This is a genomic window from Sphingopyxis sp., from assembly GCF_036675685.1.
Lineage (GTDB): Bacteria > Pseudomonadota > Alphaproteobacteria > Sphingomonadales > Sphingomonadaceae > Sphingopyxis.
Window position 1 is genome coordinate 142149 of the sequence record NZ_JAKFEM010000057.1, and the last position, 25762, is coordinate 167910.

At 65.7% G+C, this 25762-nt stretch carries 14 protein-coding genes and 1 tRNA gene; 6 read left to right on the forward strand and 9 right to left on the reverse strand.

The annotated features are described in order from the left end of the window. The first annotated feature begins 141 nt into the window (after positions 1 to 141). From V6M50_RS19295 to V6M50_RS19315, 5 genes are all read left to right on the forward strand, one after another. Entirely contained in the window at positions 142 to 2412 is a 2271-nt protein-coding gene (locus V6M50_RS19295) for a glycosyltransferase family 4 protein (protein ID WP_332820206.1), read from the forward strand. 9 nt (positions 2413 to 2421) lie between these two features. Then, entirely contained in the window at positions 2422 to 3705 is a 1284-nt protein-coding gene (locus V6M50_RS19300) for a glycoside hydrolase family 130 protein (protein WP_332820207.1), read from the forward strand. A 232-nt stretch (positions 3706 to 3937) separates the two neighbouring features. Then, a complete protein-coding gene (locus V6M50_RS19305) occupies positions 3938 to 6388 on the forward strand; it encodes a TonB-dependent receptor (RefSeq protein WP_332820208.1) in 2451 nt (816 codons plus the stop codon). A 26-nt stretch (positions 6389 to 6414) separates the two neighbouring features. Further along, a complete protein-coding gene (locus V6M50_RS19310) occupies positions 6415 to 7650 on the forward strand; it encodes a YdcF family protein (protein WP_332820209.1) in 1236 nt (411 codons plus the stop codon). A gap of 199 nt (positions 7651 to 7849) precedes the next feature. Further along, positions 7850 to 8662, forward strand: coding sequence for a nuclease (locus tag V6M50_RS19315; protein WP_332820210.1), 813 nt, complete (start codon positions 7850 to 7852; stop codon positions 8660 to 8662). Between the two features lie 47 nt (positions 8663 to 8709). Here V6M50_RS19315 and V6M50_RS19320 read toward each other — a convergent pair whose 3' ends face one another. Both V6M50_RS19320 and V6M50_RS19325 read right to left on the reverse strand, forming a co-directional pair. Then, on the reverse strand, positions 8710 to 10104 hold the full coding sequence (locus V6M50_RS19320) for an HlyD family type I secretion periplasmic adaptor subunit (RefSeq protein ID WP_332820211.1): 1395 nt from the start codon (positions 10102 to 10104) through the stop codon (positions 8710 to 8712). Further along, entirely contained in the window at positions 10101 to 12254 is a 2154-nt protein-coding gene (locus V6M50_RS19325; protein ID WP_332820212.1) for a type I secretion system permease/ATPase, read from the reverse strand. Before V6M50_RS19325 ends, V6M50_RS19320 begins: the two co-directional genes overlap by 4 nt. A 245-nt stretch (positions 12255 to 12499) precedes the next feature. On the opposite strand from V6M50_RS19325, the gene V6M50_RS19330 reads away from it, so the two are divergent. Next, a complete protein-coding gene (locus V6M50_RS19330) occupies positions 12500 to 17311 on the forward strand; it encodes a beta strand repeat-containing protein (RefSeq protein ID WP_332820213.1) in 4812 nt (1603 codons plus the stop codon). A gap of 40 nt (positions 17312 to 17351) precedes the next feature. On the opposite strand, the gene V6M50_RS19335 is transcribed toward V6M50_RS19330, so the two are convergent. The 7 genes from V6M50_RS19335 to V6M50_RS19365 form a co-directional block, all read right to left on the reverse strand. Then, a complete protein-coding gene (locus tag V6M50_RS19335; RefSeq protein WP_332820214.1) occupies positions 17352 to 19535 on the reverse strand; it encodes a calcium-binding protein in 2184 nt (727 codons plus the stop codon). Positions 19536 to 20036: 501 nt separating this feature from the next. Continuing rightward, positions 20037 to 20112: transfer RNA gene (locus tag V6M50_RS19340), tRNA-Lys, on the reverse strand. A 124-nt stretch (positions 20113 to 20236) separates the two neighbouring features. After that, positions 20237 to 21343 carry a rod shape-determining protein RodA gene (rodA, locus tag V6M50_RS19345; protein WP_332820215.1) on the reverse strand — a complete coding sequence of 369 codons (1107 nt, stop codon included), beginning with the start codon at positions 21341 to 21343 and terminating at the stop codon, positions 20237 to 20239. Beyond that, positions 21340 to 23247, reverse strand: a complete 1908-nt coding sequence (gene mrdA / locus V6M50_RS19350) for a penicillin-binding protein 2 (protein ID WP_332820216.1) — start codon at positions 23245 to 23247, stop codon at positions 21340 to 21342. The genes rodA and mrdA overlap by 4 nt, the downstream gene beginning before the upstream one ends. 6 nt (positions 23248 to 23253) lie before the next feature. After that, positions 23254 to 23775 (reverse strand): rod shape-determining protein MreD, encoded by a 522-nt coding sequence (locus V6M50_RS19355; RefSeq protein ID WP_332820217.1) that lies wholly within the window; start codon positions 23773 to 23775, stop codon positions 23254 to 23256. Then, on the reverse strand, positions 23772 to 24665 hold the full coding sequence (gene mreC / locus V6M50_RS19360; RefSeq protein WP_332820218.1) for a rod shape-determining protein MreC: 894 nt from the start codon (positions 24663 to 24665) through the stop codon (positions 23772 to 23774). Before mreC ends, V6M50_RS19355 begins: the two co-directional genes overlap by 4 nt. A 17-nt stretch (positions 24666 to 24682) precedes the next feature. Next, a complete protein-coding gene (locus V6M50_RS19365) occupies positions 24683 to 25729 on the reverse strand; it encodes a rod shape-determining protein (RefSeq protein ID WP_332820219.1) in 1047 nt (348 codons plus the stop codon). Positions 25730 to 25762: the final 33 nt, after the last annotated feature.

Genomic DNA, 25762 nt, shown 5'->3' on the forward strand with positions numbered 1-25762 from the left:
GCAGAATGCCGGCCTGGCGGAACCAAAGCGCCGCTGATTTGTTCTATTTCCTGACGTTCTGCGGCTCGCCGCGCGTCCCAAAACAATCAATTCTTATTTGGGTGAGGCCTTCTGTTGCTTCATTTTGGAAGGTATACGCCTGTGTACGAAGCTCCCGATCGCACGTCGTTCGATGAAGGCCTTGAAGCGTGGCTATTGCTCCGTCCCAAAGTTGCGGCGCCTGTCCGGCTAGCGCTGATCGGCGGCTTCCTGCCGCGGCGCTGCGGCATCGCGACCTTCACCACCGACATATATGCGTCACTCAAAGCGGCCGCTCCGGATCTCGCGGTCGACGTTTATGCGATGGCGCCGGCCTCGGTCCCGACGATGTTCGATCCGGTGGTCCGCACCGCCATTACCGAAGGCGACGCCAACAGCTTTGTCGATGCGGCGAGGCAGATTGAGGCGAGCTGCGCCGATATTATCTGGCTCCAGCACGAGTTTGGCCTGTTTGGCGGACTGGCCGGCGACATGGTGCTGGAACTTGTCGACCGCGTGGCCGCGCCGTTGATCGTCACGCTCCACACGGTCCTTGCGGAACCCGACGCCGATCAGCGGCGCGTCATGGAGCGTCTGATCGCGCGGGCAAGCAAGCTGGTCGTCATGTCCGAACGCTCACGCAATTTGCTGCGAACGGTCTATTGCGCCGACGAGGATCAGATCGCGTTGATCGCCCATGGCGTGCCCGATCGCCCGTTCGGCCGGTCGCATCAGTTCAAATCGCGGTTCGGCTTTAACGGCAAGCTCGTGGTCCTGACCTTCGGACTCCTCTCACCCGGCAAGGGGATAGAGGCGGTCATCGAGGCGCTGCCCGCGATTGTCGAGGATCATCCCGATGTCATCTATTGTATCGCCGGCGCGACGCATCCCAATCTGCTTGCGCGCGAAGGCGAATCCTATCGCGAGCGGCTCCAGGCGCTTGCCGTCACGCTCGGCGTCGAGGCGCATATCCGCTGGATCGACGCCTTTTTGGAAACCGAAGAGCTTCTCGATCTGTTGGAGGCCGCCGACATCTATGTAACACCTTATACCGGCGCGCAGCAGTCCACGTCGGGGACGCTGTCCTATGCGATGGCGCTCGGCAAGGCGGTGGTCTCGACGCCCTATGTTCACGCGGTCGAGTTGCTGGCGGACGATCATGGCGTGTTGGTGCCGTTTCACGACAGCGCGGCGATCGCCGCCGAGATCAAATATCTGCTGGGCGATCCCGACCGGCTGCTGACGCTTCAAAAACGCGCCTATGGTCGCGGCAGGGAAATGATCTGGCCGGTGTTTGCTGCACGGAGCCACGAGTTGATCGAACAATGCCGGATAGCGCCCCAGCCTGCCTCGGTTCCGGACAAAATCGGCGTCGATGGCCTGCTGCGCATTTGCGACGACACCGGCATCCTCCAGCACAGCGTCCATGATGTTCCCGACCGGGCGCATGGTTATTGCGTCGACGACAATGCGCGCGCGCTGATGCTGATGCATCGCCTCGATAATGATGCGCTCGGGCAATGCGGTCAGCTGACGACCGTCTTCGCCTCCTTTGTGCAGCATGCCTGGAACGAAGATCGCGGCGAGTTCCGGAACTTCATGGGTTTCGGCCGCAACTGGCTGGAGGACGTCGGTTCCGAGGACAGCTGCGGCCGGACGCTCTGGGCGCTCAGTGTGACGGCACAGGGCGCGCGGAGCCCCGGTTTGCGGCAATGGGCGCACAAGCTGTTCGCGCGAACGGCTCCTTCGGCGCTGACGTTTGAATCGCCGCGGGCCATCGCCTTTGCCATGCTCGGCGCCGACGCCCTGCTCTCGACCGATAAGGCGCATGCACTTGCCTTGCAGATCCTGCGCGAAGGTGCGGATCGGCTGATCATGCTATATGCCGCGGCGGCGCGTCGCGACTGGCAATGGTTCGAACCCGTCGTCGCTTATGACAATTGCCGGCTGCCCGAAGCGATGCTGCGCGCCGGCGTGCGGCTCGAGCGCGCCGATGTCGTCGCGTGCGGGCTCGAAACGCTGCGCTGGATCAACGATGCCCAGATTGCACCGCGCGGCCACTATCGCCCGGTGGGGTCCGACAGTTTTGGGCATGCTTATGAATTGCCGCGCGCGTTCGATCAGCAGCCGGTGGAAATCTGGGCCGCCATCGACGCTGCATCGGCTGCTTATGATGTGACCGCCGACGAGATTTGGCTGGCGCACGCGCAGCGCGCCTACAACTGGTTCGCCGGGCGCAACGATCGCGGCGTGGCGGTCGCCGATCCCGTCAGCGGCACCTGCAGGGACGGGATCAACCCGCGCGGGCTGAACCTGAACGAGGGGGCGGAGTCGGTGCTCGCCTATCAGCACGCGACCTACGCGATCCGGGACTTCATCGCCAAAGCCGGGTAGGGACTTTCCATGGCTCAACTGATCCAGCACGAATTGCGGTTGCACGCCGACCCCACGCGCGTCGTCGTGCGGCCGTTTCATCTGGCATGGCAGGCTTCGGGTCCCGACCTTGAGCGCGTGCAACGGCTTGCGCGCGAAATCGTCGCGTTCGATCCGCGCACGGTGCGTGCCGAACTTGGCGTGGTGCTGCGCGATTTCGCCGACCGGCACTGGCAGATCGAAAAGGTATTCGAGGATCGCTTCGACGAAATCGAGCCCAAGCTCGGTTTGAAGGGCCTCGCGCTCAAACGTGAAATGCGGCTGCTGATCGGCGCCTATTTCTGCCATGAATATAGCTATGCCGCGGCGGCTCTGATGAATCCCAGCGTCGTGCGCCACCCCGACCAGAGCGGTCTGGAAGACGGCAGCGTTCGCATCCTGCTGTCGTTGCGCGCGGTGGGCGAGGGCCATATTTCGACGATTGCATTTCGTGAGGGGATTATCACCCACGATCGCGAATTGACGCTGATGCCGCAACCGGCGGTCGCAACGGCGGCGATGCTTGGTCCGCATCGCGACGACAAGCCCGAAGACGTCGTTTCGCTCTATCGCCAGCGCGACAGCAGCATTTCGGGCACCGTGATTTTCCCGATCACCGAGGCGCAGCGCAACGGCCTGGAGGATTTGCGGCTGGTCGAGTTCGAGCGCGACAGCGGCAAGAGCGAATGGATCGGTACGTACACCGCCTATAGCGGCCGTGACATCCAGTCCGAACTGCTGCGCACGCGTGATTTCAAGGATTTTACGCTGACCCCGATCAAGGGCGGCGCCGGGCGTAACAAGGGCATGGCCTTGTTCCCGCGCAAGATCGATGGGCAGTTCTGCATGATCGGCCGGCAGGATGGCAAGAATCTCTATCTCCTGCGGTCCGATGCGATCGACCAATGGGAGGGCGGCGAACTGTTGCTAGAGCCGCGTTTCCCGTGGGAATTGATCCAGATCGGCAATTGCGGCGCGCCGATCGAACTCGACCAAGGCTGGCTGGTGCTGACCCACGGCGTCGGCGCGATGCGCAAATATGCGATCGGCGCGGTGCTGCTCGACAAGGCCGACCCTTCGAAGGTGATCGGCCGGACGTCCAATCCCATCCTGTCCGCTGCAGACGAGGATCGTGAAGGCTATGTCCCCAACGTCGTTTATACCTGCGGCGCGATCCGGGTCGGCGACGATATATTCCTTCCCTATGGCGTGGCGGACAGTTCGGTGTGTTTCGCCTTCGTCGCGATTTCCGAAATTCTTGGGGCGATGACCTAGGGTTTTGAAACCCATGAGTAACTCATAGCCAAAGCTGGGTTGCAGGCCATCAGCCTGCGCGGATAGGAAATTTCCGCTCCTGTCAGAATCTGAATAGACAGCGTGTCACCGCATTGACGCGAAGCGCCCCTAACCGGCCGAGTTCCACAAGGGGACTCGGACAATGCAACTCGCACACAAAAAGACTTACGCTCTGACGCTGCTATCTTCTTTGACCGCGCTGGCATGGTCAATGCCCAGCATCGCTGCGGAACAGGATCCAACGCAAACGGCTGCTCCGGAAGGAGAAACAGAAGAAACGGCGCAATCGGACATCGTCGTGACGGGAAGCGCCCGCGCCCAGCGCCGGTTCGATGTATCCTATGCAGTGAACTCGCTTGGGCAAGAAGAAGTCCAGCGGATCGCACCCAAGAATTTCGCCGACCTGCTGGGCACCGTTCCGGGTATCCAGGTCGAAGCGACTGGCGGGGAAGTGCAGAACATCACGCGCGTCCGCGGTATTCCTACCGATCGCGGATACCTGATCTTCCAGCAGGACGGACTGCCGCTCTATCATGAGATTGACGGCGTATTTTTCAACTCCGGCGAAGGCATGAACCGTTTCGACCTGATGACCGAGCGCGTCGAAATCGTGCGCGGCGGTCCGGCGCCGATCTATGCCAGCAGTGCCGCGGCGATCGCCAATAACATCACCGTATCGGGTGGACCCGACGCGCGCGGCAAGGCGCAGTTAACTTTGGGTGACACCGGCCTGTACCGGCTCGACGCGATGCAGTCGGGACCGATCGGCGAGCGCACCTATTTCGCCATCGGCGGCTTCCTGCGCCAGCATGACGGCTATCGCGACGGCGGCTTTCCCAGCGACAAGGGGGGGCAGATCCGCGCCAACCTGAAGCACGACCTCGACAATGGCTTCGTCAAGGTATCGCTGCAATATACCAACGACCACAATATCTTCTACCTTCCGATCCCGGTCGCCGATCCGCGCAACCCCTCTATCTCGCTCGATCCCTATATCGATTATCACACGGGTACGCTGAACTCTCCGGCGCTACGCAACGTCAACGTCAAATATCGCGATGGTGCCGGCGTACTGCAGGGTTTGAACCGGGATCTTGCCGATGGCCGGCACATGCGCTTCTTCAACGTCGGCCTGCAATATGAAGGCGATTTCGATGGCTGGCTGGTTTCGGCCAAGGGCGGCTTCACCAAAGGCAAGAGCAGCTTCGACGCTTTCTATTCGACCACCAACCCGGTCAGCGCGGCCACGTTTGCAGCCAGCTATCTGACTGCCGCTCGCACCGCTTTCGGGGCCAATGTGGCGCGGCTCGGCTATGCTGTTGCAGGCACCAACGGCGCGACGGTTTATGATCCCGACGCTGCTTCGGGCCTCATCATGTCCGGGCAGTATCGCGTTTCCGAATCGGAGTTTTATTCGGGACAGGCCGATCTCAGCGTTACCCGCAAGTTTGAGACGGGCTTTGGTACACATGACTTGCGCGTAGGCGTTTATGCGTCGGCCTATGGCAATACCCTCTTCCAGGCCTATCAGGACATGCTGATCGAAGTGCAGAGCCAGCCGCGCACGATCGATCTTGTCGCCTATTCTGCGACAGGCGCTGTGCTCGGCTCGGTCACCCAGAACGGCGTGTTGCGCTACACCACCACGCTGAACCAGGGCGAGGCCGATGCGAAGATGATCGCCGTCTACGCCAATGATACTTGGGAAATTACCGACGGACTGCGGGTCGACGGCGGCATCCGCAAGGAATGGTATGACTATGAAGGCTTCGCGCTGTTGTCGACCGCCGCTGATCTGGGCGATACGACGACGCTGGCCGACAACGCCACCCGCGCTTTCAGCGGGGCGATCGTTTCGAACAAGCTCAAACCCTCGGCGACCAACTGGACGGTCGGCGCCAATTATGACTTCACAGACAATTTCGGCGCTTACGGTCGCGTTTCGAACCTGGAAGTGCCGCCCCAGATGGGCGTGGTATCCAGCACCGCACCTACAATCATCAAAACCAAGGCGCGGCAGTATGAACTGGGCGTCAAGGCCAGCTTCGGGCCGGCCTACCTCTACGTCACCGGCTTTTACACAAAGTTCGATCCTTTCAACGCGTCGTTCATCGCGTTCAACCCGGTGACCGGCCGCAATGACCAGTCCGTGCCGTTCATCGGCGAGGCTGTCGCAAAAGGCGTCGAGGTTGACGGTCGAATCAAGCCGGTGAGTTGGTTCGAACTGGCCGGTTCGGTCACCTGGGCCGACCCCCAATATCGTAATCTCGCGAATACGTCGGGCGCCGATCCAACTGCCGTGAACGGCAACCAGATCATCCGCGAGCCCAAGTTCTTCGGCAATGTCCGTCCGTCTGTCCGTTTCCCGGTCGGCGGAGGCGAAGTGGAGATCGCGGGACGCTACGAATGGGTGGGCCGCCGCTATGTGGACCTTTTCAACCTGACGGCATTGCCCGCTTATCAAACGTTCGGCGCGAGCGCGTCGGCGAGCTTTGGCAACTGGCGCTTCCAGGTGGTCGGTGACAATCTGAGCAACGCCAAGGGATTGACCGAGGGGAACCCGCGGACCGACCAGCTCGCCGGTCAGGGCGCGAGCGATGCGATCTATGGACGGCCGGTGTTCGGCCGCAGCTTCCGCTTTATCCTCAGCCGGAGCTGGTAAGGGTGCGCGCAATTCGCGCAACAGCCTTGAGTATCTGCCTGGCCGTCGCCTCATCCCTTCATCCGGGAATGGCGGCGGCGCAGGATCCCGCCGGCTACGCATCACCCTTTGCCGACACGTTGACGACGCGCATCTTTCCGCTGTTGGCAATGATGCGGACGCCTGATTGGGCGCAGGCGCTGCGTGACGATCCCGTTCTGGTGGAACTTGCAGCCGCGCGCGCCGCGCGTGTGCCGGACAACGCTTGTACGCCGTCCCCGCAATGTCTGGCCGATGCGTGGATATGGACCGAGGCGGATATCGCCCTGGTGCAGGCGCGGTTGCGGCTCATGATGAGTGATAAAAAGCGCGCCAAGGCGCTTGTGACGCGGCAAATGCGACCTTCCGGGCGCTTCGCCCGCTATGCTGCACTGTCCGATGCGGACCTTGTCGCCACGGCCTGGGCCGAAACCGCGGCGGCGGTGAACCAGGTCATCGCCGTCTACGCCAAAGGGGCATCGCCGCGTTATCCCGTTGTCGACTCCATCATTTTCAATATTACCGACCCCAAGATGGCCGATGTGCTGGGTGCGCACGGCGTCGCCACGGCCGCGCAGGCCAAGGCCGACGATCTTTTCTTCGACCCGTCGTTGCGTTACGCGGCGGGCCTGCTCCAGATGAACGAGCGCATCGATGCGGGTAGCCACCGGCCTCTACTGGGCGGTGATAATGCCGACACGGCCCGGGCGGTCGCCAGGATGAACTGGCGCGCAAAGCCCTATACCGCGCTGCTGGTGTTCGGCCATGGGCCGGAAGATGTGCAATCGCGCACGGGCGTGATGGGTCATATCCGGCTGGCCATTGCGGCCGATCTGTTCGCGCGCGGTTCCGCCCCTTTCATCATCGTATCAGGGGGCAATGTGCACCCCAACCGCACGCCGTTCAACGAAGCGGTCGAGATGAAACGCCTGCTGGTCACGCAATATGGCATTCCGGCCGACCGCATCCTGATGGAGCCGCATGCGCGCCATACCACCACTAACCTGCGCAACTGCGCGCGCCTTCTGCTCGCCGCGGGCTTTCCAGAGGATCGGCCGGCGCTGATCGTCTCGGACCATCGCACGATCCAATATATCGGCGGCGAGGAACTGGTGCTTCGCAACCTCAAGGAAATGGGGGTGCAGCCGGGTCGTCTGGCGCCAGGCCCCGATCGCTTCACGCTACGCTTCGTACCCGATCCAATCGCGTTCCACGTCGAACCGGCCGATCCGCTCGATCCCTGACTTCCTGTTCGGAGCAAAGTCCATGCGCCATTTCCTGTTCGCTTTTGCCGCGGCCGCATGCGCCGCCGTTCCTGTCCCCGTCCTTGCCTGGGGCGAACGCGCCCACGCAGCAATCGACAGAGCGGCCATTGCTGCGCTGCCCGCCGACGGGCCTGTATTCCTTCACAAATATGCCGACTATATCGCGGCGTCTTCGACCATGCCCGACAGTTGGCGCAACGCCTCCGAACCCTTTTCAAAGATCGAGGAGGATCCCAACCATGGATGGTTCAAGGAGCAGTTCGCATTTTTGAGCCCTATCCCGCGCTCGCGCTACGAGTTTATCCTCGCCTTGCATGACGAGTATCTGCGGATCAAGGACAGCGATCCGGAGCGGGCCAAGCGGACCAATGTGCGCTGGACCGGCACGCTGCCCTATGCGGTAATGGAAAGCTATGGGCGCCTTGTCGTTTGCATGCGCCAGATTCGCGCGGCGCAAAAAGCGGGTGCCGACGCCAGTGTGCCGGAACAGAACTGTGCCTATCAGGTTGCGCGCCTTGGGCATTATATCGGCGACGGTTCGCAGCCGCTCCACGCTTCGGTCAACAGCGATGGATGGCTGGGCGCCAATCCGAAAAACTATACGACCGACCGAAGCATCCATGGCCGGTTCGAGAGCGAGTTCGTCGATGCGATCGCGCTGGAGCCACAGAACCTCGCCGACCGGATCGGCGCACCGGCTCGGCAGCGAGGCGATTTGTTCGATGCCGTCCTGTCCTTCCTCGACGAGGCAGGGAGCCATATGGAAACCGTCTACATCATCGAGAAGAGAGGTGGTTTTAGCAATCCGGAGGATCGGGACGCGCGGGCTCTGGTCTACGGCCGGGCGGCAGCAGGCGCTGCGATGCTGAGGGACATGATCTACCGCGCATGGACCGAGAGCGCCGAACCGCCCGCTCAGGTGAATCCGTCCCCGCTTGATCCTGCAAATCCTCGCTACAATCCGGCAACCGGTTCTGCGCCCAGTCTCTGAGCGCGTTCACATGCGGTGCGATTGGCCGCTTCGCGCGGGAGAAGGCGTTAGCGCTCCCGCGCCGCCGTCGTGCGGATCTCGTCGATTGGGCTCAGCAGATAGGAGGCGAGCGAACGGCGGCCGGTGCGGATGTCGGCGGTGACCGCCATGCCGGGAGTTAGGGGGATCGTTGCACCATCCCGCACGATCGTCGCGCGGTCCAGCGTCACCCGCGCGGTGTAGATCAGTCCGCGCTTCTCATCCTGTACCGCGTCCGAGCTGATCTGCTCGAGCCTGCCCGGCACGGCGCCGTAACGCGTGAAGGGAAAGGCCTCGATCTTGAGTGCGACCGGCTGGCCGGCGCGGACGAAGCCGACATCCTTGTTGGCGATCGCCACTTCGGCGACCAGCTTCCCGCGCGCCGGCACGATCACCATGATCGGCTTGGCCGCCTCGACTACGCCGCCGACGGTGTGGACGGCCAGTTGCGTGACCGTGCCGTCGACGGGGCTGACGAGGCGCTGGAGGCTGCCGCGCCTGGTCGCCTTGGTCAGCTCCTCCTTGCGCAGCCGCGCGTCGCTCTCGGCCCTGGCGAGATCGGCGAGGATGCGGGCGCGGGCCTCGGCGGTGGACTGGCTCGAATTGCCGCCGGCCACCGCGATCTGCGCCTCCGCCTTGCGCGCGGTGGCGAGGGCGGCGTCGCGGTCGCGCGCGGCGACGAGGCGCTGGCGGCGCATTTCGATCACGCGCAGCTTCGAGACATAGCCCTTTTCGAGCAGCGTCTCGTTGGCGGCGATCTGCTCGTCGAGCAGCGGGAGGGTCTCGGCGAGCTTGGCCGCCTGGATCTCTGCCTCGGCCCGGGCCGCGCGGGCGGATTCGGTGTCGGCGGCGCGCGTCTGGCTACCCGCCCGGATCTCGGCGAGCTGGGCGCGGGCGAGCGCGATCTGGGTGGCGGCGACGTCGGCCGTGGTTCCGGCGGGCGGGGTGAAGCGCAGACCCTGGCCGTCGAGCGCGGAAAGCACAGCGCGCAGCCGCGCGGCGTCGAGCGCGGCGGTCTCCAGCGCGTTGCTGGCTTGCGCCGTGTCGGCATCCGAGACCGTGGGATCGAGCTCGACCAGAGGCTGGCCGGCGCGGACGCTCTGGCCGTTGCGGACCAATATGGCGTGGACGATCCCCGCCGCGCCAGGCTGGATCAGCTTCACATCGTCGGCGGGGACCAGCTTGCCCGGCGCCGAGGCGACGACGTCGACCCGGCCAAGGACCAGCCAGAGCAGCGCGACCGCGAGCAGGCCGAGCAATAGCCAGCTAGTGACCCGCGCGGTCGGCGACACGGGGCGCTCGATCACTTCGAGCGCGGCGGGAAGGAAGTCGGCCTCCTCGGTGCGCAGAACCCCGCGCGACCGCGCGCGCTCATTGTCGAGCGCATCGCGGATGGCCGTCCAGTGACGCGTGAGCGCGTTCATGCCGCGGCCCCCGCCTGAACGCCGATCTGGCGGTGATGGAGCGCGGCATAGCGGCCGCCGAGGCCGAGCAGCTCGTCATGCGTGCCGCTCTCGACGATGCGCCCCTTGTCGAGCGTCAGGATGCGGTCGCACTGGCGGATCGCGGAGAGACGATGCGCGATGATCAGTACGGTACGCCCGGCGGCGATCGCCTTGAGGTTGCGTTGAACAATCTCCTCGCTCTCGGCATCGAGCGCCGAGGTCGCCTCGTCGAGGATCAGGAGGCGCGGGTTGGTGATCAGCGCGCGGGCGATGGCGAGGCGTTGGCGCTGGCCGCCCGAGAAATTGACGCCGCGCTCCTCGACGATCGTGTCATAGCCCCGCGGCAACTCCAGGATGAAGTCGTGCGCGCCGGCGAGGCGGGCGGCGGTCATGACCCGCTCGATCGGCGTGACGGGATCGGCGAGCGCGATATTCTCGCGGATCGAGCGGTTGAACAGGATATTCTCTTGCAACACCACCCCGATCTGGCGGCGCAGCCAGGCGGGGTCGATCTGCGCGACATCGACGCCATCGACCAGCACGCGGCCGCTTGCGGGTAGATAGAGGCGCTGGAGCAATTTGGTGAGTGTCGATTTGCCCGAGCCCGAGGCGCCGGCGATGCCGAGCGTGGCGCCGGCGGGCAGATCGAAGCTGATGTCGTCCAATGTCCAGGGGCCGTCGGCGGCATAGCGGAAGCGGACATTCTCGAAGCGGACATGGCCGGCGAGCGCAGGCAGGGCGGTGCGCGATCCGGCGCCGGGCTCGGGGCCGGTATTGAGGATGTCGCCCATCCGCTGGACCGAGAGGCGGACCTGCTGGAAGTCCTGCCAGAGCTGCGCCATGCGGATGACCGGGCCGGAGACGCGCTGGGCGAACATGTTGAACGCGACCAGCCCGCCGATGGTCAGCGCGCCGGCGATCACCTGCTGCGCGCCGAAGAACAGAATCGCGGCGAGGCTTAGCTTGGAGATGAGCTGGACCGCCTGGCTGCCCGAATTGCCGAGGTTGATCACCCGCTGGTTGGCGGCGCTGTACGCGGCGAGCTGGCGTTCCCAGCGGTCCTGCCATTGCGGCTCGACCGCGGCCGCCTTGAGCGTCTGCATGCCCGAGACGCTCTCGACGAGCAGCGCGTTGTTGGCGGCGCCGCGCGCGAATTTCTCGTCGAGCCGGCGGCGCAAGGGACCGGTGACGAACAGCGAGACGATGACGTAGGCGGGGAGGGTGAGCGCGACGATGAAGAAGAGCAGGGGCGAATAGAGCCACATCGCGACGAGAAAGACGATCGTGAACAGCGGATCGACCAGCACGGTGAGCGAGGCGTTGGTCATGAACTCGCGTACCGTCTCCAGCTCGCGGACGCGGGTAACGGTGTCGCCGACGCGGCGATTCTCGAACCAGGCGAGCGGCAGGCGGAGCAGGTGGCGAAAGAGGCGGCTGCCCAGCTCGACATCGAGCTTCTGGCTGGTCTCCGAATAGAGCCGGGTGCGCAGCCAGCCGAACGCAACTTCCCAGAGCGAGACTATCACCAGCCCGATGCTGAGCACCTGCAGCGTTGCCAGGCTATTGTGCGCCAGCACCTTGTCGACGACGTTCTGGAAGAAGAGCGGCGCGGCGAGGCCGAGCAGGTTGAGCGCGAGGGTGATCAGCAGGACCTCGCCGATCAGCTTTCTATATTTGACGATCTGGGGGACGAACCAGGTCATGTCGAAAGCGGGCGCGGCAACCTGCGCGGAATCGCGGGTGGCGACGAGGAGCAGCGCGCCCGACCAGCGGGCCTCCAGCGCGGCGCGGTCCCAGCGCTCGATCGCAGCACCGGGACGCTGGATCGCCACGGCATCCTCGCCGACGCGGCCGATCACGAACCAGCCCTCGGTGCCGCTGGCCATAACCGGCATGGGAAGGCGCTTCAACCGCTCGAAATCGCCGGTCGTGGCGCGGGCGCGGACGCCTTCGATGCGCTTTGCCAGGCGCACCAGATCGGATGCCGTGACGGGGTCGGCATGGCCCAGGCTGTGGCGCAGCTCGGCGGGGTCTGCGGCGATGCGGTGCATGGCGAGGATCAGGGCGAAGGCAGCGAGCCCGTCGTCCGCGGGCGGCTCCGACGTACCGAGGGACAGGTCCTGCTGCACAGTGCGTCTCCGATCGGGTTCTTCAGGCGTCGACAATCTGCGGGTGCGGCAAGTGAATCGTCCGGCGCGATCCTTGGTAGCGGCCAAAGCCCGGAGAGCGAAGGCGCCAGCGGCTCCGGTCGTCGGAGCAAAGGGGCGATTCGGCTTTCGCAGGTGCAGCATATGGTTGACCCGGGTGCCGTCGCGGGCTGTTTGGTCGCGATTGCGCGGGGGCGACTTTTCGGGCCTATGACGGGAGCCTTATCATGCCTACGCTCTACATCTCACCGACCGGCAGCGGTTCGGGCGACGGCTCGAGCGCCGCGAACGCCGCGACGCTGGACGACCTGCCGCAGCTGATCGCGGCGGCGGGGCCGGGCGGACAGGTGCTGCTGCTCGCCGACCAGGGGGCCTATACCGCGCCGACCGGGGCGCTGGCGATCGTCGCGGGCGGGACGGCGAGCGCGCCGGTGACGATCCGCGGGGTCGATGGCGCGGGCAATGCGATGGCGGCGACGATCACCGGCACCAGGGCTGAACCGTTCGATCCGGCCAGTCCCTCGGGCGAGGAGGTCTTTCGGCTGCTCGGCGGCGCGAACAATCTGCGCTTCAGCGACCTGGCCTTCGAGAATGTCGGCACGGCCTTTCGCGTTGGCGCGGATGTGCGTAACCTGGCGATCGAGCATGTCGACGCCGCGAACGTCGCCCGCTTCTTCGACAATATGGTCTCGGGGGCCAATGCCAGCGCGACGATCACCGGACTGACGATCCGCGACGTCGCGGTGAACGGCTATTCCAAGGGTGCGATCCGCGTCCAGTACGACAGCAGCAACGTGCTGATCGAGGATGTGCGCGGTGACAGCCAGTTTCAGGACGGCGACAATTTCGCGATCGGCGTCCACATCACCGGCACCGCGCACGACGTGACGATCGATCGCGTCGCCATGCGCAATACGCTCGACACGGTGAACGACTATCGCAACGGCGACGGTTTCGCGACCGAGCGCGGCACCTATGACATCACGCTCCGCGACGTGATCGCCACGGGCAACAGTGATGGCGGGCTCGATCTGAAGAGCGATAATATCGTGGTCGACGGCGCGATCGTCTCTGGCAACGGCCGCAACATCCGGCTGTGGGGCACGGGCGCGCAGCTCAGCAACATCGTCAGCCTCGACGCCGGCGCGCCGCTCGCCGGGGGCAATCGCGAGCATATCTGGCTGGCCGAAGGCGCGAGCGCGACGATCGACGGGGCGTTCTTCTCCGATCCCGGCTCGCCGACGCTGTTCAACCTCGCCGAGAGGAATGGCGCGCTGACGGTGCGCGACTATGGCCTCGCCACCGGTGCGGGCACGGTGACCTCGAAGAAAGGCACGGGATCGGTGCTGACCCTGGACGGGCAGCGCGTGGTGGTGGCCGCTGGGACGGCCGGAGACGACCTGATCGGCGGCCCGGCGGGCGCCGATGCGCTGATCGGCGGCGCGGGCAGCGATATGCTGGTCGGCAATGCCGGCGACGACCATGTCGAAGGCGGCGCAGGGCGGGACATCATGGTCGGCGGCGCGGGATACGACTTGCTCAGCTATACCGGCAGCGTCGCCGGGGTGCGGATCGACCTGCTGCGCCTCACCGCCAGTGGCGGGGATGCCGCGGGCGACCTGTTCGACGGGTTCGAGGGTGTCAAAGGCTCGGCCTTCGCCGATGTCCTTGCGGGCGACGCGGGCGCGAACCTGCTGTTCGGCGGCGCGGGCGACGATACGCTTTCGGGCGGTGCCGGCGATGACATGCTCGATGGCGGCGCGGGCGCAGACCTGCTTGATGGCGGGGCCGGGATCGATCGGGTGGATTATGGCAGCAGCAGCGCGGCGGTGGTCGTCGATCTCGCCAATGGCGCGGCAAGCGGCGGAGAGGCGGCGGGCGATCGGCTGATCGGGATCGAGGCGGTGCGCGGCTCGGGCTTTGCCGATACGCTGTCGGGCGATGACGGCGCGGACTCGATCGGCGGCGGCGCGGGCGACGACCGGATCGACGGGCGCGGCGGCGACGATCTGCTGGTCGGCGGGGCAGGTGCCGACACGCTGATCGGCGGCGCCGGGTTCGACAGCGCGGATTATTCGGGCAGCGGCGGCGCGGTCACGATCGACCTTGTCGCCGGCACCGGGATCGGCGGCGATGCCCAGGGCGATCGGCTCCAGGGGGTCGAGCGGCTGATCGGCTCGGCCCTCGGCGATGTGCTGACCGGCGACGGCTTCGACAATGTGCTGATCGGCGGTGCGGGCGCGGACCGGCTGACCGGCGGCGCCGGGATCGACACCGCCGATTATTCGGCGAGCGGCGCTGCGGTGAACGCGGTGCTGGGCGGCACCGGCAGCGGCGGCGATGCCCAGGGCGATGTGCTGGCGGGGATCGAGAATCTGGTCGGCGGCGGCTTTGGCGACGTGCTGGTCGGCGATGGCGCGGCCAATGCGCTGTCGGGCGGCGCCGGGGACGACCGGCTGGCCGGCAAAGGCGGGGCGGACCGGCTCGACGGTGGAGCGGGCACTGACGTTGCCGACTTTTCGAGCAGCGCGGGCGCCGTGACGGCGGACCTTGAGGCGGGCACGGCTTCGGGCGGGGTGAGCCTCGTCGCGATCGAAGGCCTGATCGGCTCGGCGTTCGACGATGCGCTGAACGGCGATGCGGGCGACAACCGGCTGGTCGGGGGCAAGGGCGCGGACCTGATCAATGGGCGCGACGGCCTCGATACCGCCGACTATTCGGGCTCGGCGGCGGCGGTGCAGGTCGATCTTGCCCTGTCGGTGCAGGGCGGCACCGGCGATGCGGCGGGCGACCGGCTGACGAGCATCGAGGCGCTGGTCGGTTCGGCTTTCGGCGATTCGCTGGTGGGGGTGGGCGCCGCCGAAGCGCTGTACGGCGGCGCGGGCGCGGACCGGCTCGAAGGGCGCGGCGGTGACGATCTGCTCCAGGGCGGCGCGGGCGCCGATGTGCTGATCGGCGGGGACGGTATCGACACGGTCGACTACAGCGCCAATGCGGGTGCCGTCTCGATCAACCTCCAGACCGGTGCGAGCAGCGGCGGCGATGCCGAAGGCGACCGGTTCGACGGGATCGAGCGTTTTATCGGCACGGGCTTCGCCGATACGATCGTCGGCGACGGGGCGGACCAGATACTGGCCGGCGGCGCAGGGGGCGACCGGCTGGACGGCGCCGGCGGGTTCGACATCGCGGTCTATGCGGGCAGCGCCGCGGCAGTGAAGGTCAACCTGGCGACCAATGTCCTCTCGGGCGGCGATGCACAGGGCGACAATATCGCCGGGATCGAAGGCGTAGTGGGCAGCGCCTTCGCCGACACGCTGACGGGCGACGCGAACGCCAACCGGATCGAGGGCGGCGCGGGCAACGACACGCTGGACGGCGGCGCGGGCGCGGATGTGATGATCGGCGGCATGGGCGACGATTCCTATGTGGTCGACAATGAAGGCGACCAGGTGACCGAGGCGGTCGGCGGCGGGCTCGATATCGTGCGCACGGGCCTGTCGTCGCTGACGCTCGCCGATGGCGTCGAAGACCTCAGCTATACCGGCGGCGGCGGCTTTTCCGGCACCGGCAATGCGCTCGATAACAGCCTTTACGGCAAGGCGCTGAATGACGCGCTCTACGGGCTCGACGGCGACGACAAGCTGGTGGGCGGCGCGGGCGCGGACCTGCTCGACGGCGGGGCGGGGCGCGACCAGGTCGACTATACCAAGTCCGCCGCGATCACCGTGAACCTTGTCACCAACGTCAATCACGGCGGCGAGGCGGAGGGAGACCGGTTGCTCGGCATCGAGACGGTGATCGGCTCCAACTATTCCGACAGCATCACCGGCAGCGACGATCCGCTGGCCGGCGACATGCTCTATGGGCGCGGCGGCGACGATCTGCTGGTCGGCGGGGCGGGCGACGACCAGCTCGACGGCGGCGGCGGCAATGACGTGATGCGCGGCGGCATCGGCAACGACCTTTATGTCGTCTATGAGGCGGGCGACCAGGTGATCGAGGCGGCGGGGGAGGGACGCGACCGCATCCGCACCGCCGCGACCAGCTACACGCTCGGCGCCAATATCGAGGAGCTGGTCTATACCGGGACGATCGGTGCTACGATGACCGGCAATGCGCTCGACAATTTCGTCGTTGGCAGCGGCGGCGAGGATCGGCTGGCCGGCGGAGACGGCGCGGACGTGCTGCGTGGCGGGGCGGGCGGCGATGTGCTCGATGGCGGCGCGGGATCGGACACGGTGGAATATGCCGGCTCGCTCGGCGGCGTGCTGGTCAACCTGCGCGCCCAGACCGCGACGGGCGGCGATGCCATGGGCGACCGGCTGGTCAGTATCGAGAATGCGCAGGGCTCGGCCTTTGCGGATGTGCTGCTGGGCAGCGTTGGGGCCAATGTGCTGACCGGCGGCGAAGGCGACGACGCGCTCTCCGGCGACGACGGCAACGACACGCTGCGGGGAGGCATTGGCGCCGACCGGCTCGATGGCGGCAAGAACGAGGATATGCTCTTCGGCGAGGACGGCGACGACACGCTGTACGGCGGGCAGCAGACCGACCGGCTATATGGCGGCGCGGGCAACGACCTTCTGGTTGGCGATACTGAATGGATCTCGTCGCTCGTCGCCAGGGACACGCTGGACGGTGGCGATGGCGATGACGTGCTGGTCGGCGACGGGATGAGCATGACGGTGAACGGGGTCGGCGGCGCGGACACGCTGATCGGCGGGCTCGGCAACGACGTGCTCTACGGCGACGCGGTGAACATGGCGGCTGGCGCGCGGGGCGGGGCGGACAAGCTGACCGGCGGCGCGGGCGCTGACCGGTTCGTCTTCGCGTTGGGCTCGGGCGCCGACGAGATCACCGATTTCACCCGCGGCGGCGCCGAGGCCGACCGGATCGACCTCAGCGCCTTCGACATCGCCTATGAGGCGCTGCGCTTCACCACCAGCAGCGCGGGGGTGACGATCCAGCTGGGCGGCACCGATACGATCTTCGTGCGCGGCGTCGCCGCGCTCGATCAGGCGGACTTCGTCTTCGGCTGAGCCGCGCGCCAGCCGTGCGGCGCGCCTCCGCACGCACGCGTCAGCCGAAGACGAAATCGTTGGGCGAAAACGCCTGCGCGCCGCGGACGAAGATGCTGTCCGTGCCCATGGTGATGCGGACGCCGTCCGCGCTCGTCGTGAAACCGAGTTGCTCATACGCGATGTCGAAAGCGCTGAGATCGATATGGTCCGCGCCCGAGATGAAGTCGCTGATTTCGTCGGCGCCCGAGCCGGGCGCGAACACGAACCAGTCGGCGCCCGCGCCGCCCGCAAGCAGGTCGTTGCCGCCGCCGCCTATCAAGTGATCGGGGCCGTCGCCGCCATAGAGCTTGTCGGCGCCGCCGGCTACCGTCGCGGTCGACTCCCGGCTGTCGCCATAGAGCCAGTCATTGCCGTCGCCGCCCTCCAGCGTGTCGGCGCCGCCCCTGGCGCTGTCCGTCATCACGTCACCGTCGCCGATCAGGATGTCGTCGCCCGCGCCGCCGGTCAGCCGGTCGCTGCCCCCCTTGCCGCTGCCATAGACATTGGTCGCATCGCCGATCAGCAGGTCGGCGTCGTCGCCGCCGTCGAGCCGGTCGTTGGCGCCCTGGCTGCTCAGCCATTCCTGGTCGCCGACCAGCCGGTCCGCGCCCGTGCCGCCGGTGAGCGTGTCCGACTGCCAACCGCCGAGCAGCATGTCGGCGCCCGACTGGCCCCGGAGCAGATCCTCGCCATTGCCGCCCACGAGCCAATCGTCGCCCGAATTGCCCGCGATGTCGTCATTGCCGCCGAGCCCGCCCAGCGTGTCGCTGCCCGCGCCGCCGATCACCGCGTTGGCGAGCGTGTTGCCATTGCCGGTGAAATCGGCGGCGCCGCGGCGGATCAGTTGCTCGACATTGCCGGCGAGCGTGTAGCTGCCCAGCGTCGTCTCGACCCGGTCGAACCCGGCGTCGGCCGCCTCGATGATCCGGTCGCCGGTGTCGTCGACAAGGAAGATGTCGTCGCCTGCGGTGCCCTGCAGCGCATCCGCCGTGGCGGTGGCGGGCAGGGGAAGCAGCGCGATATAGTCGGTCGCGCCGGGCGAGGCGCCACCCTGATCGACGGTCAGCGTTTCGCGGATCGTCTCGGCGCCGCTGAGGCCGGGGAGCGAATCGCGCGTGGCGAGCGTCGAGAGTTCGGACCGGGTGATCTCGACGCCCTGCAAATTGAGCTGCCCCAGCGAGGAGATCACCTTGGTGCGCGATCCGGCATCATCGAAGCGCCCGCCGATCACGGTGACGTTGGCGTCGTCGTCGAGCCAGAGCTGGTTCTGCTCGGAGATGCCGCCGCGCAGCACCGGGTTCAGGCCGACCGAGTCGATCAGCGTCGCATCGCCCCAGAGTCGGTAGTTGCGGCCGTTCTCCTCGCTGAGTGCGCGGACGACCAGGGTGCCACTCGACTTGAGGTCATAGCCGCCGTCGCTGTTGCCGCGCGCGACCGTGTCGATGAAGCGCACGTCATAGACGCCGCGCTCGCTCGCGAAGCCGTCGCCGTTGAAATAGGCGCCGGCGGTGCTTTGGATATTCTCCATCACCACCTGGCTGAGCGTGACGTTATGGACGGTGCCGTCGAGATGGACGCCCGCGGGCAGGTCGTCGCCCGTTTGCCCGGCCATGTCCGCCGTGACATTGTCGATCACCACATTGTTGGTGTCGTACTGGAGGCGGATCGCGACCCTCGAGAAGCCCTGCACGTCGACATCGCGGATCGTCAGCCCGGTGATCGTCGCGGTGCCCGAAGGCGCGCTGGAATAATCCTCGAAGAAGCGGCGGACATTGTTCGCGTCGACATCCTCGATATGGAGATTGCTGAGATCGGCGGTGACGCGGAAGGCCGTGCCGACATTGTCGATCCTGAGGTCGCGGAATTCGAGATTGTCCGCGCCGGTGCCGAGTTTGAACAGCTCGTTGCCGGAGGCATCGCCCGCCTGCCAATCGGCCGGGCGCGAGCCGGCGAAATGCGCGGCCATGGCATTACCGCCGGAATCGATGCCGCGCACCACTACCGACTGGCCCTCCGCCCCGCCGCGGGTGATGCCGAGGATGCCGGTGACGTTGTAGTCGCCCTGGTCGGCCAGCAGCAGCACCTCGCCCCCCGGCCCCGCCTTTCCGATCATTGTGTTGAGCGAACCGATCGACGCTGCGTTGTTGATATCGCTGCCGCTTTTGTCCCCGGATCCGGCAGGCGAGATGTACAGGCTTGGCATGGCGAACGACCCCTTACTGTTGCGACGAGGTTAACCTCGATCAAGTCACCATGCTGCACTGCGATATGGTTAAGCCAGCATTATCCTGACCATCGGAGAGGTTATTGCGATGGACCGTCGTGGAATTCTGACTCGATTGCGGGGCTTGCTGCCTGGCAGGGAAATTCGCTGGGGTGTAACCTCATCCAGCGCTTGGGGGACAGATCGACAAGGGCAAGAATCCTGTCCTCAAAAGACGTGAACGCCGACGTCGCGAGGTCGAACTAGATTCGCCACCTACGCGAAAGCCTTTACCGAAGGCTATCTGAAACGACGTTGGAAGGATTGGCAACGGATGCGAGCGATGTTGATCCAGCATGCCGTTCCCGCACTGGGAAATATGAAGCTGTCCGACATCAGGCGCAGGGATTTGAGCGAACTGAGCGTGATTGCCCGGTGATTACGGGCATAAAATCAGCACGAAATCTAGATCAAAAACGCGGCCTAAGTCTTTGAAAATAATGGTGGACGCACTAGGGCTCGAACCTAGGACCCGCTGATTAAGAGTCAGCTGCTCTACCAACTGAGCTATGCGTCCACTGCCGGTTTTCGGCGTGCCCTGCAGCGAAGAAGAAGCCCTCTTTGCTGCGAAGCGAGCGGCCCGCTATCATGGCTCTGTGGGGATGGCAATGCCCCGGCATCTTTTTTCCCGAAGTTTTTTGTCAGTGAAAGCGCCGCGTGCCCGTTTTGCTGTCGTTTTCGATCGCGAGGATGATGCCGACGCAGGTCATGATCGTCAGCATCGACGAGCCGCCATAGGAAAAGAGCGGCAGGGGGATCCCGACGACCGGCGCCAGGCCCATCACCATCATCAGGTTGATCGCGATGTAGAAAAAGATCGTCATGGTCAGCCCCGCCGCGGTCAGCTGGCCAAAACGCGTCCGCGCGCGTAGCGCGACACGCGTCGACCAGCGCAGCAGCAGGAAGAAGCCGAACAGCAGCGCAAGGCCCCCGATCAGCCCCCATTCCTCCGCCATGGTCGCGAAGATGAAGTCGGTGTGGCCTTCGGGCAGATAGTCGAGGTGGCTTTGCGACCCGTTGAGGAAGCCCTTGCCGCCGATGCCGCCCGATCCGATCGCGATCTTCGACTGGCTGATATGATAGCCCGCGCCCAAGGGATCGCTTTCGGGGTCGAGGAAGATCAGCACGCGCTTTTGCTGATAGTCGTGGAGGAAGGAGAAAAGGATGGGCAGCGCCGCCGCGCCCGCGACCGCGGCGCTCCCGAACCACCAGAAGGGCAGGCCGGCGACGAACATCACGATCACGCCGCCGATACAGATGGACAATGCGGTGCCAAGGTCGGGTTGCAGCATGACAAGCGCAGCCGGAATTCCGATCATCACCAGCGCGGGCCAAAGCGCGGTAAAGGTCCGCATATTTCCCGGTGGCAATTGCGCATAGAAGCGCGCGAGCGCGACGACGATCGCCACCTTCATCAGCTCGGACGGCTGCAGGTTCATGAAGCCGAGATTGAGCCATCGCTGGCTGCCCCCGCCGACGAAGCCCAAAAGCTCGACCGCGATCAGCAATATCAGCACGCCGATATAGGCGAGATAGGAAAAATCCTCGAAGATACGGAGCGGGAAGCGCCCGATCACAAGCGCCACTGTCAGGAAAATGAGAAAGCGGATGCCCTGCTGTAACGCCCATGGCGACCAGTTGCCGCCCGCCGCCGAATAGAGGACGAGCAGCCCGAAACCGGTGATGCCGCCGAGGATGGCGATCAGTTTCCACGGGATCCGCTGGATGGCTGGCGGGACGGGGATCATTGCGGCACCCCGGGCTCGGGATCGCTCGACGCGCCCGATTTCCATGCGGCATAGTCGCGGTCCATCCGCTCCTTGATCGTGCCGCCCCAACCGGCCTCGAACGTCTCGAGCGCCGCCATCGCCTTTTCGCGGTCAAAGAGGAACGTCATGAAATCCTTGGCCACCGGCGCGGCGGCGCGCGCACCGCCCAAGCCGTGCTCGATCACGACGGCGGTGGCATAGCGCGGATTGACGACCGGCGCGAAGCCGATGAACAGGCCGTGATCGCGAAATTTCCAGGTGCCGCCTTTGCCATTGCCCGTGCCGAGCCCGCGTACCTGCGCCGTCCCGGTCTTGCCCGCCATCGTGATGCCGTCGAGCGGCAGGCGGCTGCGCACCGCCGTGCCGGCGCCGTTGACGACGAGGTCCATGCCGTGGCGCGCGACCGCGAGCGCTTCGGGCGAGAAGGGCAGGGGCTCGTTCTTGAATTCGCGATTGATCAGGCGCGGATAAAGCCGGCGACCCGATGCGATCCGCGACGCCATGACCGCGAGCTGGAGCGGGTTCACGCTGACATAGCCCTGTCCAATGACCGCGTTGAGCGAATCGGACGCCGACCATGGCTGGTCATATTTGCGCATCTTCCACGCACTGTCCGGGATGGTGCCGAAACGCTGATTGCTGCCCGCGAGCTGGAACTCCTCGCCGAGGCCCATCAGCTTCGCGGTCGGAGCGATCGCGTCATAGCCGAGCCGGTGGGCGAGCCAGTAGAAATAGCTGTTGCAGCTTTTCATGATCGCGGAGGGCATGTCGAGGCTGCCGTGCACGCCGAGGCAGCGGAAGAAGCGGCTGCCGAGGCGATAGCCGCCGACACAGGTATGGCGCTCGCTGGGATCGACGCCATGTTCGATCGCCGCAATCGCGGCCATCGGTTTCAGCGTCGATCCCGGCGGATAGAGGCCGCGCGTCGCCTTGTTGATCAGCGGCTGGTGATCGTCGGCGCGCAGCCAGCTATATTCGCTGTTGCTGATGCCGTCCGAAAAACTGTTGGGGTCGAAGCTGGGCATCGAGACGAAGGAGAGGATGTCGCCGTTTTGGCAATCGATCACGACCGCCGCGCCCGACTCGCGCCCCATGCGCCGCGCGACAAATTCCTGCAGGTCGGCGTCGATCGTCAGGTGCACGGTCTTGCCTTGCGCGTCGGGCTTGACGCCCAGTTCGCGTACCACCTTGCCGCGCGCGGTCACCTCGACGCGCTTGGCACCGGGGTCGCCGCGCAGCATCGGCTGGAAATATTTCTCGAGCCCGTCCTTGCCGGTCTTGAACCCGGGCGTGATGTAGAGCGGATCCTTGACCTGCCGATATTCCTCGGCGGTCGGGGCGCCGACATAGCCGATCAGGTGGCCGACCGCGGCACCGGTCGGATAGTTGCGGGCAAAGCCGCGCTGCGGCGCGATTCCGGGCAGTTCAGGCAGGCGAACGAGGATCGAGCTATATTCGGCCTCGGTCATGTCCTCGGCGACCGCGACGGGCTGGAACCCCGATGCCGCCTTCAGGTCGCGGTTGATCCGCTCCATCGTGTCGCCGTCGAGCCGCAGCAATGTCTGGATCTGCCCCAGCACCAGGTCCTTGTTGTGCAGACGGTCGGGAATGATGTCGATGCGCAGGCTGACACGGTTGTTCGCCAGCGCCTTGCCGTGGCGGTCGACGATCCAGCCGCGCCGCGGCGGCACCAGCGTCAAATTGACTCGATTGCTTTCGGATTCAAGGACGTAGCGGTCGTTGTCGACAATCGAAATATAGGCCATGCGCGCCGCGAGCGCGACGCCGACGGCCGCTTGCGCCCCGCCAACGACAAGCGCGCGGCGGGTGAAGGTAATGCCCCTAAAAGCTTCGGTGATCGGTGGACTCTTCTTGCGCGGCATGGGGGATTATCGGCGTCTCAGTCGGAAATTGTCAAACTTGCCCGTCAGTCGCATGAACAGCGGCACCAGCAGCGCCGAAACGACGATCTGCGGCACGACGAGGCCCAGCACGCGGCCCGTTGGTGCGTCGGGATGGACGATCAACGCCGCGAGCGACTGGACGATCGCGACCAGCAGCGCGGCGATCGCCCAATCATGCAGGAAACCGCGCCAATAGATGCGCTGCGACGAATAATGGATCGCAATGCTGGCGAGGGTCCACAGGCCGACCGCGGTGCCGATCGGCTGGCCGCTGAACAGATCGTCCCATAGCCCGAGCGGAAGCCCGATCCACACCGGCCACATTTCGGTGCGCAGCAACTGCCAGCAGAGGAAGAACAGGAGGCCCAGCGGCGGAAGCACCGGCGAGTTGGCAACGAGCGGCAGCATCAGCGGCAGCGCCGAGGCGAACATCACCGTCGCCACGGGCACCATCCGCATCCGCCACAGCGACGCCGGCTCGCCGAGGCGGGCTGCGGCCTTGTTCATGGCACGCCGCCCGGGTTGGGAGCCGGCGCGGCCTGGGCCTCGATATTGTCGGGGGTATAGGGGCGCAGCACCGACACCGCGTCGACCTTTGCCGGGTCGGCGAGCGGCCGTGCGAGCGCGCCGTCATCCTGCCGCCGCACGACGATCGCGACCGGGATATTCGGCGGATAGAGCCCGCCGGTGCCCGAGGTAACGAGGATGTCGCCGGGCTTGAACGGGTTGTTGGCGATATTGAGCGTACGGATGTCGAGGTCGCCGTTGCCGCGGCCATTGGCCAGCGCGGGCAGGCCGTCGCGCGCGCGGCGGACGGGGACGATATTGTCGACATCGGTCAGCAGCAGCACCTGCGACACCGATGGCCCGGCGCTCAATACGCGGCCGATCAGCCCGTCGGCGCCAATCACCGGCTGGCCCGAGGCGACGCCCAGGTTGCGGCCGATGCTGAGCAGCGCGATGCGCTTGCTGCTCGTCGATGTCGAGGTCAGGAGATAGCCGTTTGCGAGCGCGGTCTTGTCGGTTTCCTGCAGCTTCAGCAGCGCCTTCAGCTGGCGGTTTTCTTCCTGCAGCGAACTTGTCGCGACCAGCTCGCGGCGGGTGTCGGCGAGCTCCTTGCGCAGCCGCCGGTTCTGCGTCCCGGCGCTGACATAGGCGCCGACGGTGTCGTCGATGCCCGAAATCGATCCGATGATCGAGCGCGAAATGCGCGCGACGGGCGCGGTGACTTCCTGGCTTGCCACGCGCAGCTGGGCAAAGCCGATGGGGTCAACGACCGACAGGATCGCCAGCAATAAACCCGCCACCGCCCCGGTCACCGCAATGACATAGGCAACGAACAGGCTGTACTGGGCCTTTCGGGATTGCCCCGGACGTTGATGTGCCGGGCGGACCATGGTTCAGCTTTACCCGATCAGGCTTGCTGCAGCACGCCGCGGAAGGCCGGATCCTCCATCGCGCGGCCGGTGCCGATCGCGACGCAGGTCAACGGATCGTCCGCCACCGTGACCGGCAGCCCGGTCGCGTCCTTGAGCAGTTCGTCGAGCTCGGCGATCAGCGCGCCGCCGCCGGTGAGCACGATGCCCTGGTCGACGATGTCGGCCGCCAGCTCGGGGGCGGTGTTTTCCAGCGCGATGCGCACGCCCTCGACGATCGTGCCGATCGGTTCGGACAGTGCTTCGGCGATCTGCGCCTGGTTGATCGAGATTTCCTTGGGCACGCCGTTCACCAGGTCGCGGCCCTTGATGTGGATCGTCAGCCCGACGCCGTCGGCGGGGGTGCGCGCGATGCCGAAATCCTTCTTGATCCGTTCGGCGGTCGCTTCGCCGATCAGCAGATTATGGTGTCGGCGGACATAGGAGACGATCGCTTCGTCCATCTTGTCGCCGCCGGCGCGGACCGACGTGGTGTAGGCGAGGCCGCGCAGCGAAAGCACCGCGACTTCGGTCGTGCCGCCGCCGATGTCGACGACCATCGAACCGATCGGTTCGGTGACGGGCATGTCGGCGCCGATCGCGGCCGCCATCGGCTCCTCGATCAGCCACACTTCGCTCGCGCCGGCGTTCGATGCCGCGTCGCGGATCGCGCGGCGTTCGACGCTGGTCGAGCCCGAGGGCACGCAGATCACGATTTCGGGGCTGCGAAACGCGTTGGGCTTGCCGCCGTGCACCTTGGTGATGAAATGCTTGATCATCTGTTCGGCGACGTCGATGTCGGCGATGACGCCATCGCGCAGCGGGCGGATCGCCTCGATGCTGTCGGGGGTCTTGCCCATCATCAGCTTGGCGTCGTCGCCGACTGCCTTGACCCGCTTGATCCCGTTGATCGTCTCGACCGCGACGACCGAAGGTTCGTTCAGGACGATCCCTTTACCGCGTACGTAGACCACGGTGTTCGCGGTGCCGAGGTCGATTGCCATGTCTTGGGAATTGAATTTGAACCAGCGGGAAAAGAAGGACATCGATACTGCTTCCTGTCATCGACAGCGCGGCTT